Origin of the sequence: Arthrobacter sp. zg-Y1116, assembly GCF_024385485.1 — a bacterium.
Lineage (GTDB): Bacteria > Actinomycetota > Actinomycetes > Actinomycetales > Micrococcaceae > Arthrobacter_B.
This window is the reverse complement of sequence record NZ_JANFLR010000002.1, coordinates 208,464-226,015: the sequence shown is the minus strand read 5'-3', so window position 1 is coordinate 226,015 and position 17,552 is coordinate 208,464. Positions and strand designations below refer to the sequence as shown.

General features: G+C 69.1%; 18 protein-coding genes. 13 read left to right on the top strand and 5 right to left on the bottom strand.

Going from position 1 to position 17,552, the window contains the following annotated elements; genetic code table 11:
• Positions 1–12 precede the first annotated feature (12 nt).
• Genes NNX34_RS07695 through NNX34_RS07655 form a run of 9 tightly spaced genes read left to right on the top strand, consistent with a single transcriptional unit; the run spans position 13 to position 7,693 of the window.
• Positions 13–456, top strand: a complete 444-nt coding sequence (locus NNX34_RS07695) for a hypothetical protein (protein WP_255765932.1) — start codon at positions 13–15, stop codon at positions 454–456.
• On the top strand, positions 456–1,409 hold the full coding sequence (locus NNX34_RS07690) for a V-type ATPase subunit (RefSeq protein WP_255765931.1): 954 nt from the start codon (positions 456–458) through the stop codon (positions 1,407–1,409). Before NNX34_RS07695 ends, NNX34_RS07690 begins: the two co-directional genes overlap by 1 nt.
• The gene (locus NNX34_RS07685) at positions 1,396–2,697 is read left to right on the top strand and encodes a V-type ATPase 116kDa subunit family protein (protein ID WP_255765930.1); all 1,302 of its coding nucleotides are present in this window, start codon (positions 1,396–1,398) and stop codon (positions 2,695–2,697) included. Before NNX34_RS07690 ends, NNX34_RS07685 begins: the two co-directional genes overlap by 14 nt.
• Positions 2,694–3,149, top strand: a complete 456-nt coding sequence (locus NNX34_RS07680; RefSeq protein ID WP_255765929.1) for an ATP synthase subunit C — start codon at positions 2,694–2,696, stop codon at positions 3,147–3,149. Before NNX34_RS07685 ends, NNX34_RS07680 begins: the two co-directional genes overlap by 4 nt.
• A gap of 26 nt (positions 3,150–3,175) precedes the next feature.
• Complete coding sequence (locus NNX34_RS07675; RefSeq protein WP_255765928.1) at positions 3,176–3,379, top strand: hypothetical protein; 204 nt, start codon at positions 3,176–3,178, stop codon at positions 3,377–3,379.
• Positions 3,376–3,903 (top strand): V-type ATP synthase subunit E family protein, encoded by a 528-nt coding sequence (locus tag NNX34_RS07670; RefSeq protein ID WP_255765927.1) that lies wholly within the window; start codon positions 3,376–3,378, stop codon positions 3,901–3,903. Before NNX34_RS07675 ends, NNX34_RS07670 begins: the two co-directional genes overlap by 4 nt.
• Complete coding sequence (locus NNX34_RS07665) at positions 3,900–5,684, top strand: V-type ATP synthase subunit A (RefSeq protein ID WP_255765926.1); 1,785 nt, start codon at positions 3,900–3,902, stop codon at positions 5,682–5,684. The genes NNX34_RS07670 and NNX34_RS07665 overlap by 4 nt, the downstream gene beginning before the upstream one ends.
• Positions 5,677–7,080 carry a V-type ATP synthase subunit B gene (locus tag NNX34_RS07660; RefSeq protein WP_255765925.1) on the top strand — a complete coding sequence of 468 codons (1,404 nt, stop codon included), beginning with the start codon at positions 5,677–5,679 and terminating at the stop codon, positions 7,078–7,080. Before NNX34_RS07665 ends, NNX34_RS07660 begins: the two co-directional genes overlap by 8 nt.
• Before the next feature lie 13 nt (positions 7,081–7,093).
• Positions 7,094–7,693 (top strand): V-type ATP synthase subunit D, encoded by a 600-nt coding sequence (locus tag NNX34_RS07655; RefSeq protein WP_255765924.1) that lies wholly within the window; start codon positions 7,094–7,096, stop codon positions 7,691–7,693.
• Between the two features lie 41 nt (positions 7,694–7,734).
• Here the strand turns inward: NNX34_RS07655 and NNX34_RS07650 are convergent, their stop codons facing one another.
• From NNX34_RS07650 to NNX34_RS07630, 5 genes are all read right to left on the bottom strand, one after another.
• Positions 7,735–8,685: an aldo/keto reductase family oxidoreductase gene (locus tag NNX34_RS07650; protein WP_255765923.1), complete on the bottom strand. Its 951-nt coding sequence runs from the start codon at positions 8,683–8,685 to the stop codon at positions 7,735–7,737.
• A gap of 103 nt (positions 8,686–8,788) precedes the next feature.
• Positions 8,789–9,457, bottom strand: a complete 669-nt coding sequence (locus NNX34_RS07645) for a cyclase family protein (protein ID WP_255765922.1) — start codon at positions 9,455–9,457, stop codon at positions 8,789–8,791.
• 3 nt (positions 9,458–9,460) lie between these two features.
• Complete coding sequence (locus tag NNX34_RS07640) at positions 9,461–10,870, bottom strand: cytosine permease (RefSeq protein ID WP_255765921.1); 1,410 nt, start codon at positions 10,868–10,870, stop codon at positions 9,461–9,463.
• A gap of 10 nt (positions 10,871–10,880) precedes the next feature.
• Complete coding sequence (locus NNX34_RS07635) at positions 10,881–11,372, bottom strand: nuclear transport factor 2 family protein (protein ID WP_255765920.1); 492 nt, start codon at positions 11,370–11,372, stop codon at positions 10,881–10,883.
• 196 nt (positions 11,373–11,568) lie between these two features.
• Positions 11,569–12,735: an acetyl-CoA C-acetyltransferase gene (locus NNX34_RS07630; protein ID WP_255765919.1), complete on the bottom strand. Its 1,167-nt coding sequence runs from the start codon at positions 12,733–12,735 to the stop codon at positions 11,569–11,571.
• Positions 12,736–13,247: 512 nt separating this feature from the next.
• Here NNX34_RS07630 and NNX34_RS07625 point away from each other — a divergent pair.
• From NNX34_RS07625 to NNX34_RS07610, 4 genes are all read left to right on the top strand, one after another.
• A complete protein-coding gene (locus NNX34_RS07625) occupies positions 13,248–13,874 on the top strand; it encodes a helix-turn-helix domain-containing protein (RefSeq protein WP_255765918.1) in 627 nt (208 codons plus the stop codon).
• Positions 13,871–15,157, top strand: a complete 1,287-nt coding sequence (locus NNX34_RS07620; protein ID WP_255765917.1) for an MFS transporter — start codon at positions 13,871–13,873, stop codon at positions 15,155–15,157. Before NNX34_RS07625 ends, NNX34_RS07620 begins: the two co-directional genes overlap by 4 nt.
• Positions 15,158–15,244: 87 nt before the next feature.
• Positions 15,245–16,876 (top strand): peptide chain release factor 3, encoded by a 1,632-nt coding sequence (locus tag NNX34_RS07615; RefSeq protein ID WP_255765916.1) that lies wholly within the window; start codon positions 15,245–15,247, stop codon positions 16,874–16,876.
• Between the two features lie 200 nt (positions 16,877–17,076).
• Positions 17,077–17,448, top strand: a complete 372-nt coding sequence (locus NNX34_RS07610; RefSeq protein ID WP_255765915.1) for a hypothetical protein — start codon at positions 17,077–17,079, stop codon at positions 17,446–17,448.
• The last annotated feature ends 104 nt before the right edge of the window (positions 17,449–17,552 follow it).

The window sequence follows — 17,552 nt, the reverse complement described above, 5'->3', positions numbered from 1 at the left end:
GGGAGATGCCGCATGGCACGCAACAGCTTGCTGGACCGTTTCCGACCCGTCGGCGCGCCAGGACCGGCCGGTCCTGCCGGCGTCCCGGCTACTGACGACGAAGGCACAGCCGCCGAGCTTATCCCCGTCTTCGAAGCACTTGACCCCACGATCGCCGAGGGCAGCGAGCAGACCGGATCCGCCGGTGCGCAGGCACAGCAGACCGTCGCTGCTGCCCGGCGCCAGGCCGCTGCCCTGGTGGAACAGGCCCGGTTGGACAGCGGTGCCGTGCGCGCCGAAGCCGCAGCGCGGGTCTCCGCCGAAGCCGCAAGCGAAAATGAACACCTGCTCGACGAAGCCCGGGAAGAGGCACAAAGACTCCGCAGCCACGGCGAATCGCGGGTGCCGGAACTCGCCTCCGCCATTGTGGCGGACCTGGTGCAGGACCTGCTGGGCCGCGGAACGGACACCGGCTGATGCGAGCGGACTGGGTGGCGGCCACCGTACGAGCACGGTCCATGGCGCAGCGGCGGGTGGGCGCCGGCACCTGCCGGGAACTCTCCGCGCTGCCGGACCTCCCGGCAGCCGTCGAGGCCTTGGAAGGATCGGTGTACGCCGATCAGCTGTCCGGCGCCCGAACACTTGGAGCCGCGCAGCAGGCCACCCGGCGTACCGTGCTCTGGCAGCTGCGTGTCCTGGCGGGCTGGCTGCCGGCCGGCCAGGACACGCAGCTGGTCCGGGCTGCCGCCGCACGGTACGAGGCGGACAACATCGTTGCCCTGGCCGCCGCACTGCGGCGGAACGTCGCCAGCGGGACGGAGCCGGAACCAGCGTCTGATTCCGCACCCGTGTTCGACCTGGGCGGGCTGGCCACGGCCTGGCCGCGGCTGCAGACCGCCGACTCCCCCGAGACCCTGCAGGCCATGCTGGCCGCGTCGCCCTGGGGCGACCCCGGGTCCGCCGTGTCCCTGCCGGATATGCTCACCGCCGTCTGGCTGCGCCGGCTGGCCTCGGCCGCCCCTGCAACACGCCCGTGGGCCGTTGCCGGTGCCGTGCTGCTGGCCGCCCGCCTGCTGCTGGTGACCCGAACCGGAACCACGGACCGGCTGGTATCCCTGCTCCGTCCGCTGATCGGCACCGAATGGACCGAAGCTGCGTCGCTGCCGGAACTGACAGCGGCACTGAGCCCGGCGGCCGGACAGGCCCTGGCCGAGGTGCAGGAACCGCACGAGCTGTGGCGGGCAGAGGCCCGTCTCGCCGCGCAGGTCGAAGCCGACGGTTTCGGCCTGCTGCGGGCCGGGCTGCCCGGCCCGGACGTCGTTGTCGGGGCCATGGCGGTCCTGGCCGCTGATGCCTGGCGGGTCCGGGCCGCCCTGGCCGCCGCCGCGACCGGCAACGGGAGAAGCGAGGTGCTTGATGCCGTGGCGTGAAACCCTCAGTCCGGTTCGGATGGAACGTATTGCCCTGGTCTGGCCCTTGGACGCCGGCCGTCCCGTGCTGACCGAGGTGGCGGGCAGCGCCGCCGTCGAACTGGATCTTCCCTACGAGCCCGGTGACGGACCCGACGAGCTGGAGCGCGCTGAAGACGCCGCCGTCGTGCACGGTCCCGTGGCCGCACTGGTTGGCTGGTCCCCCACCCGGCAGCTGCCGGAACTCCGGAAGGCCCTGGAACCGCACGGCGCCTCGGCGGTTCCCCTGCGCCGGCCGCACGGCGTGCAGCCACCCACCCAGCTGACCGGCGAGGAACGACGCCGGCCCCGGCTGTCACGGCTGCTGGTGGACACCTACACCACGGTCCCCTATGCGGACCTGGACCCTGCACGGATAGCCGCCGTGGCGTACGTGGTGATGTTCGGCATGATGTTCGGCGACGCCGGGCAGGGTGCGCTGCTGGTGATTGCCGGGCTGCTGGTCCGGTTCCTTCGCGTGCCCTGGCTGGACCGCTACCGCCGGACGTGGCTGTTCATTACCGGCGCGGGTGCCGCTGCGGTGTTTTTCGGGTTCCTCTACGGGGAGTTCTTCGGTCCCACCCACGTGCTGCCGGTGCTGTGGCTGGAACCGCTCGAAGAACCCATCCCGCTGATCGTCGCCGCCCTGGTGCTGGGCGCCGTCCTGCTGGCCGGGTCCTACGCGCTGGGGACCATCAACCGGGTCCGCGAGGGTGGCTGGGCGTATGCCCTCTACGCCCGCTCGGGGTTGGCCGGCGCGTTGCTGTTCGCGGCAATCGGGCTGGTGGCCTGGGGGCTGCTGGCCGGCAGCGCAGTAATCCTGGTGGCCGCCGGAACCGCAGCACTGATCGCACTGGTGTTCATCTTCATCGGTTTGTTCGTGGAATCCGGCGGCGGGCCCACCGGCGGGCTGCAGGCCACAGTGGAGCTGGTGGACACAGTGGTTCAGCTGGCTTCCAACTTGGTGTCCTTTACCCGGCTGGCCGCGTTCGGCCTCACCCACGCCGCCCTGATGATGGTGGTCTGGCAGGCAACCACGGCCATCTGGGAACCGGGCTGGAGGATCATTCCCGCCATCCTGATGTTCGTCCTGGGCAACGTGCTCACCTTCGCCCTGGAAGGCCTCGTTGCCGGAATCCAGGCCCTGCGGCTGGAGTACTACGAGCTTTTCTCCCGCGTCTTCACCGAGGAGGGACGCCCGTTCCGCCCCTGGACCCCCGATCTTGGCGCCGCCCCTGCCCCCGCCCCTGCTGAAAGGCCTCTGCCGTGAATCCCTGGTTTGCCGTCCTTCCACTGGCCCTGTTCCTTACCGTCCTGCTGGCCGGGGGCGCCCTGGCCCTGATGCGCCGTCGCCGCCGGGCGGGGATCCGCGCGCTGCTCGGGTTGAACGGCGTCCTGATGGCCGGAGCACTGGCCCTGCTGGTCTCCGCCCTGAACGCGGCACCGGCCACGGCGGGCGACGGCGGAGCCGCCGCCACCGCTGTCGCTGCAGCGACCGACGGCAGCGACAGCAGCGGTGCGGCCCTGATCGGCGCCGCCATAGCCGTCGCCGGGTCCTCCATCGGTGCGGCCATCGCCGTGGCCTACACCGGCTCGGCTGCCCTGGCGGCAATGAGTGAGCGGCCGGAAATCTTCGGACGCGCCATGGTGGTGGTCGGGCTGGCGGAAGGCATCGCGATTTACGGGCTGATCATTTCCATCATCCTCATCGGCCAGGCATGAGCCGCCGGGAAGGAAGTGTTGCAGCGGTGGGCAACCGTGCCCTGCTGGAGGGGTACCGGCTGGCAGGGGCCGTGCTCTACCCGGCCGCGGGAGCAGCCGATGTGCGGGCGGTCTGGGCCAACCTGCCGGACTCGGTGTGCGTTGTCCTGCTCACGCCCGACGCCGCCGCGGAGCTGGGCATCGAACTGGCCGATCCGGCGTCGCCCCTCACCGCGGTGCTGCCTTCATGACCCGGCTGCCGCAGGGCGCCGAGGCAGCCCTGGACCCGGTGCGCCAGGCACTGCGCCGAAAGGCCGGGACGGAAGCCGCCCGGCTGGATGCCGAGGCCAGGCAGCAGGCCGCGGATCTGCTCGGCCGGGCGCAGGCGGAAGCGGACGCCATCCACCGAACGGCGCAGCGCGAGGGGGCCGAGGCCGCCAGGGCCGACGCCGCTGCCTCCTCCGCACGCGCCCGCAGGCAGGCACGCCGGACAGTGCTGGCCGAACAGGAAAACCTGCGGTCGCTGCTGGCCGAGCAGGTGCAGGAGCAGGTGCATGAAGTCCGGAGGGACCCGCGCTACCCGCAGATCCTGCGGCGGCTGACAGCGCAGGCGGACCGCGTCCTCGGCCCCATGGCATCCGTGACCGAAAGCTACAAGGGCGGAGTCATCGGAACAGCCGGTTCGCGGCGGCTGGACCTGTCGCTGCCCACCCTGGCCGACCAGGCGCTTGAGGACCATGCCGGGGAGGTGCGGCGGTTATGGGACGACGCGTGAGGACTTCGGGCCCGGCTGAATCAGCAGGCGGCGGCCGGATCACCCGGGTGAGCGGACCGCTCGTGGAAATCAGCGGACTGCCGGGATTGTCCATGCTTGAGGTGGTCAACATCGGTCCGGACGGCATTGCCGCGCAGGCGGTCGCCATCAACGGCGACGAAGCCACCCTGCAGGCTTATGAGTACACCGGCGGATTGAAGGCCGGCGACCGCGCCGAGCGGACCGGCCATCAGCTGGCCGGACTACTGGGGCCGGGACTGCTGGGCACGGTCTTCGACGGGCTGCTGCGCCCCCTGTCCTCCGCTCCCCTGTGGCTCACGCAGGAGCGGCAGAGTTCGGCCGAAGACCCGGCAGTACTGGAGACCCGGTGGGAGTTCGCGCCGACGGTGGCCGTCGGCGACGTGGTGCGGGCCGGCCAGGTGCTGGGAACCGTCCCCGGAGTGGGGACGATCGAGTTCCGCGTGCTGGCACCGCCGTCGGTCTCCGGGGAGGTGACCTGGCTGGCCGAGGGCAAGGTCCGGCCGTTGGATCCCGTGGCCCGGATCGGCGGCGTGGAGGTGCCGCTGGCGCAGCGCTGGCCGGTACACAGCCCCCGGCCGTTCGGCGAGCGCATCACCGATGTGGTTCCGCTGCAGACCGGGCAGCGGGTCCTGGACCTGCTCTTCCCGGTTCCCCGCGGCGCGGCAGCCGCGGTACCCGGCGGCTTCGGCACTGGCAAGACCCTCACCCTGCAGCAGATCGCCAAGTGGTCGGACGCGGATGTGATTGTCTATGTGGGCTGCGGCGAGCGCGGCAACGAGATGGCCGACGTCCTGGAAGGGCTCTCCGGGCTGGACGATCCCCGCACCGGCGGGAAGCTGATTGACCGGACCGTCATCATCGCCAATACCTCCAACATGCCCATGATGGCCCGGGAAGCGTCCATCGCCACCGGCGTCACCGTGGCCGAATTCTTCCGGGACATGGGTTACGACGCCGTCGTGATTGCCGACTCCACCTCCCGCTGGGCCGAGGCGCTGCGCGAGTTCGCCAACCGCAACGGCGACCTCCCCGCCGAGGAAGGCTATCCGGCTTCCCTCGCCAGCGAACTCGCGGCGTTCTACGAACGCGCCGCCCGGGTCCGCACGTTGGGCGGTGCGACGGCGTCGGTCACCGTGATCGGGGCGGTCTCCCCTCCGGGCGGGGACATGAGCGAACCGGTGACCACCGGCACCCAGCGCTTTGTCCGTTCCCTGTGGCTGCTGGACCGGGACCTCGCCTACTCCCGGCATTACCCTGCCGTCAGCTGGCGCGGTTCCTTCTCCCGGGATGCGGAGTCGCTGGGCCGCTGGTACTCCGCCCACGGGGATCCGCAGTGGGCACAGCGCCGCGCCTCCGCCTCCCTGCTCCTCTCGGAAGCTGACCGGCTGACCGCCCTGGCGGAAATCATCGGCGCCTCCTCCCTCCCCGGACATGAGCAGATGGTCCTCCTGGGCGGGCGGCTGATCCGCGACGGGGTGCTGCTGCAGAACGCGCTCAGCCCCAATGACGGCTACAGCTCCGCCGACAAGGGTGCCGCCCTGCTGCAGGCGGTCCTGGATGTGGTGGACACCTGCCAAACCCTGGTGGCCCGCGGGGTGCCGCCGGCCGACGTCGACCGCTATGACTTCTCCCCCATCCTGCGCCTGCGCGAAGACACCGGGCCCACCGATGCCGCCGGGGTGCAGGAGCGCGGCCGGGCCTTCGTGCGGCAGCTTACCGAGACACTGGACCAGCCATCGACGGGAGATGCCCATGGCTAGCGGCAACCGAGCACGGGTGGGACACAGCGATGTGCGTGAACTGCGCGGACCCCTGCTGGTTCTGGGCGACACGGAGGGTGTGGGCTGGGACGAGTTCGCCACCGTCGACGTCGACGGCGGTCCCCAGCGGCACGGGCTCGTGCTGGAGATAGACGGCGACGAGACCACCCTGCAGGTGCTCGAAGGCACCGAGGGCATGGCACTGGGCGGAGTGGAGGTCCGGTTCCAGGGCCGGCCGCTGGCGGTGCCGGTGGGTACCGGCTGGCTCGGCCGGGTATGCAACGGACGGGGAGAGCCGCTCGACGGAGGCCCGCCGGTCACCGCGGAGCACACCTCCCCGGTGAGCGGCTGGCCGCTGAACCCCGTCTTCCGGGAACCGCCGCAGGACCCGGTGATCACCGGCATCTCCGTGGTGGACGCCCTCACCACCCTGGTCCGCGGCCAAAAGCTGCCGATCTTCTCCATCCCCGGGCTGCCGCACCTGACCCTGGCCACGCAGATCGCCGCCCAGGCGACCGCATCCTCCGGGCGGGCCTTCCGGGTGGTGTTCGCTGCCATGGGCATGACGCATGCCGATATCGCCTATATCCGCGACCGGCTGGAGGAACGCTCCGCCGCCGGCGAGCTGGTCCTGCTGCTGAACGCGGCCGATGATCCGGTGATTGAACGCATCCTGACCCCGCGCATCGCCCTGACCATCGCGGAGTCCCTGGCCTACGACGACGGTTCCGACGTGCTGGTGGTGATGTCGGATATGACCAGCTACGCCGAGGCGGTGCGCGAAGTGTCCGCGGCCCGCCGGGAAATCCCGGCCCGGCGCGGCTACCCGGGTTATCTCTACAGCGACCTGGCCACCCTGTACGAACGCTGCGGACGCGTCCGGGGCCGGGAGGGATCGGTGACCATTGTGCCGGTGCTGACCATGCCCGCCGGGGACATCACCCACCCGGTGCCGGACCTCACCGGCTACATTACCGAGGGGCAGGTGGTGCTCGACGGCGACATCGACGCCCGCGGCATCTATCCCCCGGTGGATGTGCTCTCCTCCCTGTCACGACTGATGCGCAGCGGTGCCGGGCGGGGACGCACCCGGGAGGACCACCTCGACGTCGCCGCGCAGATCCTGTCCGCCATGGCCCGCGCCCGGTCCGCAGCGGAACTGGCCGAACTGGTGGGGGCCGCGGCGCTGAGCGAAACCGACAAGGCCTACATCGAGTTCCGCACAGTGGTGGAGAAGGAACTGCTCAACCAGGGGCGGGACGAACTGCGCACCCTGGAACAGACGCTGGACCTTGCCTGGCAGGCACTGTCCCTGCTGCCGCGGCGGGAACTGACCATGCTGTCCGCCGAATTCCTGGACCGGTACCTGCCCGGGACAGGCGCGGACGTGCCATGAGCGGAGTCCAGCCGTGAGCGGGTTCCGGTCCGGAGGCAGCCGCGCCGAGCGGTCCGAGGTGCAGCGGCGGCTCGCCACGGCCCGGCGCGGGGCCGAGCTGCTGGACCGGAAGCAGCGCATCCTGCAGGCGGCCATCGACGGCCTGCAGGAACGCGCCGATGAGGGCATCCGCGTCTGGGAAACCAGAGCCCGTGAAGCCGCGGTGTGGCTGCAGCGCAGTACCGGGCTGGACGGTGCGGACCGGCTGCTGGGGGCGGCCCCGCCGGACCCGGCGGTCGCCGTCGTGCAGTGGGGCGGGGCGATGGGCATCTCGTATCCCGAATCCGCATCCTGTACGGTGCCGACGTCTCCGCCTGCCGGCGGCAGCTCTGCCCTGGCGTTTGCGGCGTCGGCGCACCGGGCAGCCCTTGAGGCGGCCGTGGCCGCGGCGGCCGGGCAACGGGCGTTGCTGCTGGTGTCGGAGGAACTCGCCGCCACCCGGACGCGGCAGCGGGCAGTAGAGAATCGGTGGATCCCCCGGCTGGAGGAACAGTTGACCGCTATCGAACGCCGCATCGCGGAGCAGGAGCTGGAGGAGAGCCTGCGGCTGCGCTGGGCTGCCGGGCTGATGTGAGGGCGGGAACGCGGGCGGCCCTCAGCGGAACAAGGACCCGTTCAGGGCACGTTGTGGCCCGCTGCCTGAAGGAGTCCGTACCACTCGCCCCTGGTCAGCGGAATGTCCGATCCCTGTGCCGCATCGGTGACGCGCTGCGGCGTCGTGGTCCCGAGGACCACCTGCATCCCGGCCGGATGCCGGGCGATCCAGGCGACCGCGATCGCGGTAGGCGTCACCCCGTACTTCACCGCGAGCCTGTCGAGTTCGGCGTTCAACTCCGGGTAGTCGGGCGACCCGAAGAAGACGCCGCCCTGGAACCCTCTCTGGAACGGTGACCAGGCCTGCAGGGTGATCTTATTGATCCGGGCATAGTCGACCAGGCCTCCGCCGTCGCGGCTGATCGAGTCGTCATGGCTGGCCATGTTCGATGACAGGCCCTGGGCGATAATCGTGGAGTGCGTGATTGAGAGCTGCACCTGGTTAGCCACGATCGGCTGCCGCACCGCGGTCTTCAGCAGGTCGATCTGGCGCGGGGTGTGGTTGGAGACTCCGAAGGAGCGGACCTTTCCGCTGGACTCGAGGTGGTCGAAGGCACGGGCGACTTCCTCGGGTTCGACCAGGGCGTCAGGCCGGTGCAGCAGCAGCACATCGAGGTAGTCGGTGCGCAGCGCCTTCAGGGATTCCTCTGCCGAGGTGACGATGTGTTCGTACGACTGGTCGTAGCCCCATGGGTCGTCGACGATGCCCGTCTTGGTCTGCAGGCTGATCTGCCCGCGCTCTGAGGAGGTCAGCTGCAGCGCCTCGGCGAAACGGCGCTCGCACAGGTGGTAGCCACCGCCTGGGTGGTTGAACCCGTACAGGTCGGCGTGGTCGAAGAAGTCGATCCCCGCCTCGCGGGACGCCGTATACAGGGCACGGATCTGCTCATCGGTGTCGCCGGCGATGCGCATCATTCCCGCAATGACGTTGGGCACCAAAAGGTCGGTACTGCCGAAGGGCACAGTCTTCATTGGTTCCTCCAGGTGGGCTTTGGTCGGGGAGGCGTGTCCCGGGGGCCCCAGCCTACCGGGTTGGTGCCGGGCAGGGTGCTGGACCGCCGGAACCGGGAACGAGTCAGGGCTTAAACGCCACCGCGCGCACGGGCGAACCGTCCAGCCCCTCCAGCCGCAGGGGCAGCGCCGAGAACCACGGTTCCGGCCACGGCACCGCGTCCAGATTCGTCAGGTTCTCGACGATCCCGCCGCCTGAGCCCAGGAACACATCGTGGAACGGCAGGAACGTTCCGCCCTGGGCCTGTCCGGGTTCCGCCGGTCCGGGAGTTGGATCCGGGTTCAGGGTGTCGACGCCGACCAGCCGCACCCCGGCCGCCACCAGACGCTCGGCGATTTCGGCATCGAAGGTCGGGTGCTGCAGGTAGGTGCGCGTGTTGAAGTGCCGGGACCAGCCCGTGGAGAACAGCACGATGGTTCCGGGCAGCAGGCCCGCCAGTTGCCCGCTCACGTCCTTCCAGCTCAGGACGGTGTTGGCGGCGGACCCGGGCAGGGAAACGATCCGCGCGGGACCCATGAGGGCCTCCAACGGCATCGCGTCCACGGCAGTACCGTCCTGCACCGTATGCAGCGGCGCGTCCAGATGCGTTCCGGTATGGCTGCCCAGGTGCAGCTGCGCCACGGCGAAGCCGTCCGCAGCCACGGTGGCCGCACTGCGCAGCTCCACCGACGGGTCGCCCGGGAAAACCTGCATTCCGGTGCGGACCGGATGGCTGAGGTCGACAACCTGCATCGGCTACACAGTTCCGTCCGCAACCGGGGCGGGCTCGCTCAGGTGGAGGGACTGCGGCCGGCCTGGAACCACGCGGCCGGTCACCGCACACCAGCCGAGGTAGAGGACAAAGGTGAGGGCAAAGGTGGGGATGGTCGCCCCGAGCGGACTGGGCAGCACATAGGTCAGGAGCACGGAGGCACCCGCACCCACCAGCCAGGCCACCAGCGCCGCCGCGTTGACACCGCTCCGGAACCAGTAGCGCCCGCCGTCGCCAAGCAGGATGTCCGCGCTGTACGAACGTTTCTGCACTACGTAATAGTCCGCGATCATCACCGCGAACACCGGAATGAACAGGGCGCCGATGACGGTCAGGAAGGACGTGAAGCTGTCCAGCAGGCCCAGCCAGGTGGAACCGAGGACGGACACGGCACCCAGCACGACGGCTGTGGGAAGGAAACGGATCCGCCGGGACGGCACCATGTTCACCACGGAGGAGACCATGCCGTACACCACCATGGTGTTGGTCGCCATCACGGACAGGAAAATCACCACGGCCAGCGGCGCGCCGAAGATCGCCACGATCAGGGCCGGATCGAAGCCCACCGCCTCGCCGCCGTCGAGCACAACATAGCCGATCGCGGTGGCGCCCAGCGCCATGGCCAGAACTGTCGAGACCACGTAACCGACGGCGGAGCCGGCCACGCCGGCGGTCTGGGACTTCGCCAGCCGGTTGAACTCGGCGGAAAGGACCGTCCAGGAGATGGCCGTGGCAATGACGACGTCGAGCACGGAGATCGCTGACATCCCGGCGTCGGCGTCCCGCGGAATGGCAGCGAAGTCAGCCACCGGGAATTCCCGGAACGCGACGGCGAAGACGTAGGCCATGATGGCCAGGATCACCAGGGCCAGCCACGGCTCCACGCGGGCGATGCCCTTGTGGCCGAAGATGGCCAAGGCCACCACCAGCAGCTGGCAGAGCACGGAGAAGAGGACGGGGCTGGAGAAACCGGTGGCGCGTTCCACCAGGAAGTTCACCGTGACTCCGGCAAGCATGGCCTGGACCCAGCTCCAGCCCATCAGGATGACCACGTTTGCGGCCACGGGCAGGAACGAGCCACGCAGTCCGAAAGACCCCTTGGTCAGGGACATGGTGGGCAGCCCGGTGCGCGTGCCCATGTTGCCCACCAGCACCAGTACTCCTCCCCCGATCAGGGTGCCCAGCACGATCATAGCCAGGGCCATGGGCCAGCTGACGCCGGGAACGAAGAGGGTTCCGGTGAGCAGGGTGGTGACCACCAGGTTGGCGGCCAGCCAGATCATGCCGATGCGTCCGACGCCGAGGGTGCCGCGGAGCGGGCCGTAGCCCTCGGCGTCCTTGTCGAGGCGGAGGGAGAGACGGGTCCAGGCGGACGGCTGCCCGGTTGCTGACATTGGATTCCCCTTAGGCAACGACGACGACGGGCGTGGCGCCGGCTTCGGCGCCTTCTGCAGCACCCGCATCCGCCGGCTCGAGACTGAAGCCGGGGTCCGGCACCGGGGAAAGATGCTCGTGAACTGCCAGGATCCGGTCCCCGGACCGGGTGAAGACGATCGTTTCCCGTTCCCGGGTGGTCGCCGTGGCGCCGGGGGTGCCGGCCGTTGTCAGCACCGTGTGGCTGAACACCGCGCTGGTGCCGTACACCTGCACATGTGCCTCGGTACTCTCACAGGACGTGACCGACCAGCCGTCAGCTAGCCAGAATGCCCAGAGCGCCTCGTATTCGGCACGGCTTTCAAGCCTGGCCGGCTCCGTGTGGAAGACGAACGTAGCGTCCGGAGCGAACGCCGCGAAGTACTCCTGCGTGTCTGTACGGGAGAACGCGGCGACCAGGCGGGCCGCCGCGTCCAAGACGTCGGTTTCGGACAGGGACTGGGCCGGAGTGGGGGTATCCATGGGCCAGCCTTTCAGAACGGGCTGCGGGCAGCGTTAGCGGATGGGGCGTTCCTGAAACGCACCCTCAGGAAACAAGTGGTGCGTATTAGAAAACCTGCTCCAGTCTGATGTGAGCGCTGTCACGTGTCAAACGGGGCGGGACCCGCTCGGTGTGGCCGGCCCGCGCGTGCCGCCCGTCGCGTGCCGCCCGTCCCGCCTACAGACGGAAGCCCTCGTCCAGCCGCTCGATGATGGTGACGTTCGCCTGGCCGCCGCCCTCGCACATGGTCTGCAGCCCGTAGCGGCCGCCGGTGCGTTCGAGTTCATGCAGCAGGGTGGTCATGATCCGCGCACCGGTGGCGCCGATCGGGTGGCCCAGGGCGATGCCGCCGCCGTTGACATTGACCTTGTCCATATCCACGCCGAGCTCACGCTGCCAGGCCAGCACCACGGAGGCGAACGCCTCGTTGATTTCAAGCAGGTCCATGTCATCGATGCTCATCCCCGTGCGCTTCAGTGCATGGCGGGTCGCTTCGATGGGGGCACTGAGCATCATGACCGGATCATCCCCGCGGGCGGAGATGGAGTGGATGCGGGCCCGCGGCTTCAGACCGTAACGGCGCACCGCGTCCTCGGAGGCGAGCAGCAGGACGGCGGCGGCGTCGGAAATCTGCGAAGAGGTGGCGGCCGTGAGGTGCCCGCCCTCGGCCAGCGGGGCCAGGGTGGCGATCTTCGCGCGGTCGGGATCGCGGGGGCCCTCGTCCGCGGTGACCCCGTTCATGGCAAGGATTTCCCGGTCAAAGCGCCCCTCGGCCTGCGCGGCGATGGCCCGGACGTGGGATTCGACGGCGAAGTCCTCCATCTCCTCACGGCTCAGCCCCCACTGCTTCACCATCATTTCCGCGCCGATGAACTGTGAGATCTGCTGGTTCCCGTAGCGCTTTTCCCATCCCACGGAACCGGCGAACGGGTTCGGGAAGCCCAGCTCCTTGGCTGCGGAGTTGGCGAAGGACAACGGGACGGAGGACATGCTCTGCACGCCGCCGGCAATCACCAGATCACTGGTGCCGCTCATAACGGCCTGCGCCGCGTAGGACACGGCCTGCTGGCCCGAGCCGCACTGGCGCTCCACGGTGGTGCCGGGGACACGTTCAGACAGGCCTGCCGCGAGCCAGGAGGTGCGGGCAATATCCATGGCCTGCGGTCCCACCTGGTCGATGGCACCGAGGATGACCTCGTCATACTCTTCGGAGTCGATTCCCGTGCGCCTAACCGTTTCGGCAATCACGTGCGCGGCGAGGTCGGCAGGGTGGATTTTGCTCAGCCCCCCGTTGCGCTTGCCGACGGGAGTGCGGACGGCGTCGATGATGAACGCTTCAGCCATGGTCGAGGGCCTTTCGTCGTTGTAAGGCAGGTTGGCACCAAGTCTTCGGAACCCGGGGCGGCACTCGATGCACAAGGCATGTGCCGTGCACCACAATAAGCGATTCTGACGCGCCGGTAACCAGACCGGCGGTATGTGTCCGGCCGTGCCGCCTTCCGGCCCGGCCAGCCCTCCGGTTTGTCCAGATCCCCGGCCCGAGTCCCTCCGGTTTGTCCAGATCCCTGCACTTTGTGACATTCCCTGCGCTGCGCGGCGTAGGGATCGCGACAAACCGGAGGGATTGCGACATAACCCAGGGATTCAGCACCGGGCCCCGCACCGTCCGCACGATCCCCGCGACCCCAACACCGCAACGGGCGGACGCCGGCCCCGCACCGTCCGCACGAGCCCAGACCCAGCCCCGGCACCGAGCCACGCCGGCCCCGCACCCGAGCACTTGCTCGACTTCGTCCTCCCGGAATCCAACCTAAAGAACCCTTGCTAAAGATTCCTTTAGCACTTAGCCTCGACCCATGAACCAGACCCCGGACCCGGCGGAACCCGGCATCAAACGGCACGCGGCAACCCCGGGAGCGCCCGGCGAGCAAGTGTTCGCCGATCCGGTGCAGATCCGCGCATTGGCGCATCCGGTCCGGCTGGAACTGCTCGGCCACCTGGACGACGCCGGAACGGCCACGGCAACTCAGTGTGCCGCCGCCATCGGCGAATCCGTAGCCAGCTGCTCCTACCATCTGCGTATCCTGGCCAGGCACGGCTTCATCGAACAGGTCCAGCAGGCCGGGCGCGAAAAACCGTGGAAGACGGTTGCACTCCACCGCTCGCACGTCATCGATCCGAAGGCGCCCGGCTCCGTACACGCGGTTTCCGCCGTGGCCGCCATAGAGGTGGACCGCCAGCTGGCACGCATCCAGTCCTGGCTCCGCCGCTCCCCCGCACTCCCTCCGGAGGACCTTGAGGTTTCCACGGTGCACGAGGCCCGCACCTACGCCACCCACGAAGAAATCCTGCAGCTGCGCGAAGACCTGTGGCAGTTGGCCCGACGCTTCGAAGGCCGCTGGGAGAACCCGGATCAACGCCCCGAAGGAGCGGTCCCGGTCCGCCTGTTCTCCGTCCTCAATGTCGATCCGGGGCAGGAATGACCACGGCGCCGCCGGCAGTGGGCACCAACCGCGACGTCCTGCGCGTTCCCGGCTTCCGGAGACTGGCGCTGGCCTGGGTGTTCTCCAACTTCGGCGACTCGGTGCTGTTCCTGACCGCCGCCATCTGGGTCAAGCAGCTCACCGGCAGCGACGCCGCCGCTGGCCTCGTCTTCGCGGCCCTCGGCCTCCCGGCCCTGCTGGCGCCCTTCACCGGGCGGCTGGCAGACCGTTACCGGCGTCGACCGCTGCTCATCATCAACAACCTGGGCGCCGGCGTCGTCGTCCTGGCACTCCTGGCTGTCCGCGGCGTCGACACCGTGTGGCTGGTCTATGCAGTCATCTTTGTTTACGCCATTTCCTCCTACATCACTGCAGCCGCCCAATCCGGACTGCTTCGCGACCTGCTGGACACCCGACTCCTCGCCCCCGCAAACGGCATCCTGAGCAGCATCGACCAGGGCCTGCGCATCGTCTCGCCGCTGGCAGGCGCCGGGATGCTCGCCCTCTGGGGAATGCACACCGTTGTACTGCTCGCCAGCACCTGTTTCCTTGCGGCCGCGCTGATCCTGGCCACCTTGAAACTGGCCGAAACGGTCTCTGTCCGGGACGCCGGTGAGACGTTCTGGCAGAGCATGACGGCGGGTGTCCGGTTCATGGCACGGCATCGCCTGCTCGGCCGCGCCCTGCTGACCCTGGGTATCGCCATGGGCGCCACCGGCATCCTCAACGTGACCGTCTTCGCCACGGTGGAGCAGGGCCTGGGGAAGCCGCCGGAGTTCCTCAGCGTGCTGCTGGGCGCACAGGGAGTCATGGCGGTCTTGGGCGGGCTCACGGCCAGCCTGGTGATCCGGCGATTCGGGATCCGCCGCTGCATGGTCTTCGGCGTCGCCCTGCTCGCCGGCGGCGTACTGACCACCGCGCTGACCGTCCTGCCCTTGGTGATGGCCGGCGCCGCGGCGGTCGGCACGGGCGCTTCGTGGATGATCATCGCCTTTGTCACGCTGCGCCAGGAGGAGACACCGCCCGGCATGCAGGGGCGGACCGCGGCCGTAACGCAGGTAATGACCAACCTTCCCCAGGTCGGGGCCTCGGTGCTTGCGGCGGTGCTCATCGGGATCCTGCCTTACCAAGTGCTGGTGGCGTCCATGGCCGCCGCCAGCCTGCTTGCGGTGATGCCCCTGCTCTCCCGGCGCGCACGGTCGGTCGGAGACGCGCGTGGCGACGGCGACGACGGCGGCACCGACACACCCGTCCGGGTGCCCGAGAGAGGACGGGTAGAATGAAAAAGCTGTGTTCTGAGCAGCCGACTGCCCGGCAGCAAGCAGTTCCCCCGCCGGCAGTCCCACCCACCAGAGTCTGAAAGCAGCGGAGTGTCCCAACAGGTTTCCACCCCCGTCAGCGCCACCGCCACCAAAGAGATCATCAAGGAGTCCGCCCGGCGGCGTACCTTCGCCGTGATCTCGCACCCCGACGCCGGTAAGTCCACGCTCACCGAAGCGCTGGCCCTGCACGCCCGGGTGATCGGCACGGCCGGTGCCACCAACGGCAAGGAAAACCGCCGCGAAACGGTCTCCGACTGGATGCAGATGGAAAAGGACCGCGGCATCTCCATCAGCTCCACTGCCCTGCAGTTCGCGTACCGCGACACCGTGATCAACCTGCTGGACACGCCCGGCCACGCCGACTTCTCCGAGGACACGTACCGCGTCCTCGCCGCGGTGGACTGCGCAGTGATGCTGGTGGACGCCGCCAAGGGCCTGGAAACCCAGACCATGAAGCTCTTCGAGGTCTGCCGCGCCCGGAACCTGCCCATCATCACCGTGATCAACAAGTGGGACCGGCCCGGCCTGGATCCGCTGGCCCTGATGGACGAGATCACCGAACGCACCGGCCTCGAGCCGATGCCGCTGACCTGGGCCGTGGGCATCGCCGGCGACTTCCGCGGCGTCTGGGACCTGCAGAAGGACGAATACGTCCACTTCGAACGGCAGAACTCCGGCGCCTCGCTGGCGAAGGAAGAACACTTCAGCCCCGAAGACGCGCTGGCCCGCGAAGGCGACGTCTGGACCGATTCGCTGGACGAAGCCGAGCTGGTCATCGACGGCCGCGAGTTCGACCGCAACAAGTTCCTGGACGCGAAGGCCACCCCCATCCTCTTCTCCTCGGCAGCCCTGAACTTCGGCGTCAAGCAGATCCTGGACGCCCTGGTGGACCTGGCGCCGTCGGCCTCCGCCCGCGAGGACAAGGACGGCGGGCTCCGGCCGGTCGAGGCGCCGTTCTCCGGCTTTGTGTTCAAGGTGCAGGCCGGCATGAACAAGGCCCACCGCGACCACGTGGCATTCATCCGTGTCTGCTCCGGCATCTTCGAACGCGGCATGGTGGTCACGCATTCCAACACCGGCAAGACCTTCGCCACCAAGTACGCGCAGCACCTGTTCGGCCGCGAACGCGAGGTCATCGACCAGGCGTACCCGGGCGACGTCGTCGGGCTGGTCAACGCTTCCGCCCTGCGGGTGGGCGACAGCCTCTACGTCGAGGAACCGGTGGAATACCCGCCCATTCCGTTCTTCTCCCCCGAACACTTCCGCGTGGCTCGGTCCCAGGACCCCAGCCGCTACAAGCAGTTCCGGCGCGGCATCGACCAGCTCGAGCACGAGGGCATCATCCAGGTGCTGCGCTCGGACCGGCGAGGCGATCAGGCACCGGTCCTGGCCGCCGTCGGCCCGATGCAGTTCGAAGTGGTCGAGGACCGCATGACGCAGGACTTCAATGCGCCCATGCGCTACGAGCAGCTCTCCTACTCGCTGGCCCGGCTCACCACGGCAGACGCCGCGGAAATCCTGTCCAACGTGCATGGGGCCGAGGTCCTGGTCCGCACCGACGGCGCCTACGTGGCCGTCTTCAACGACGTCTGGGCGCTGCGGCGGGTGGAAAAGAACCACCCGGAGGTGTCCCTGACGGTCATCGGTACCGAATCGCCCAACAGCAGCCGCGGCTACTAGGCTCTGCTTCCCGCACGCCTTCGGACTTCGTGAAGGGATTCTTCCCAGGCGCACCGTTCGGTGCCAATCTGCGTTAGCCTGCCCGAATGATGCGGAAAGGGATCGCGGGATGCTGGGTACTCCTGGCTGCCTCACTGCTAACAGCGGGGTGCGGGGGCGGCGCGGGCGCGGGCGCGGCGCCAGCTGACCCGGCCGGAACGATGGATCCCGCACCGGCAGTGCATCCTGCCCCGCAGATCGAGTGCACGAGCGGCGCGGACGCGGCGCCCGCCGGACCGGTGGAGGTCGTAGAACCCGTACCTGCGGGCCAGTCTGCCACTCCGGAACAGCCCACCCCGCCGGACCAGGCTGCCCCCGAGGCAACGCCTACTGACCCCGATCCCTGCGCGCTGTCCGTCTCCCACGCGGCGGAACCCGGTGAGGCTGCCGAGGCGTTGGAGTACTGGACACCCGAGCGCATGGAAAGCGCCATCCCCGAGATGCCCACGGAGAACGAGCCCCGGAGAGAAGGCGGCCATTCGCCGTCGGACCCAAGCGAGACCACTGGAGTGACCCCCGCCACATCACGTTGAGCATAAGCATTGCTAATTTATCCGCAGCTTTCAGGTAAGCGTTAGGAATTTGTGAGTATGCTGGCCGCAACTACTCCACCTGCCGCCCCCGGTCTCACGGGAAG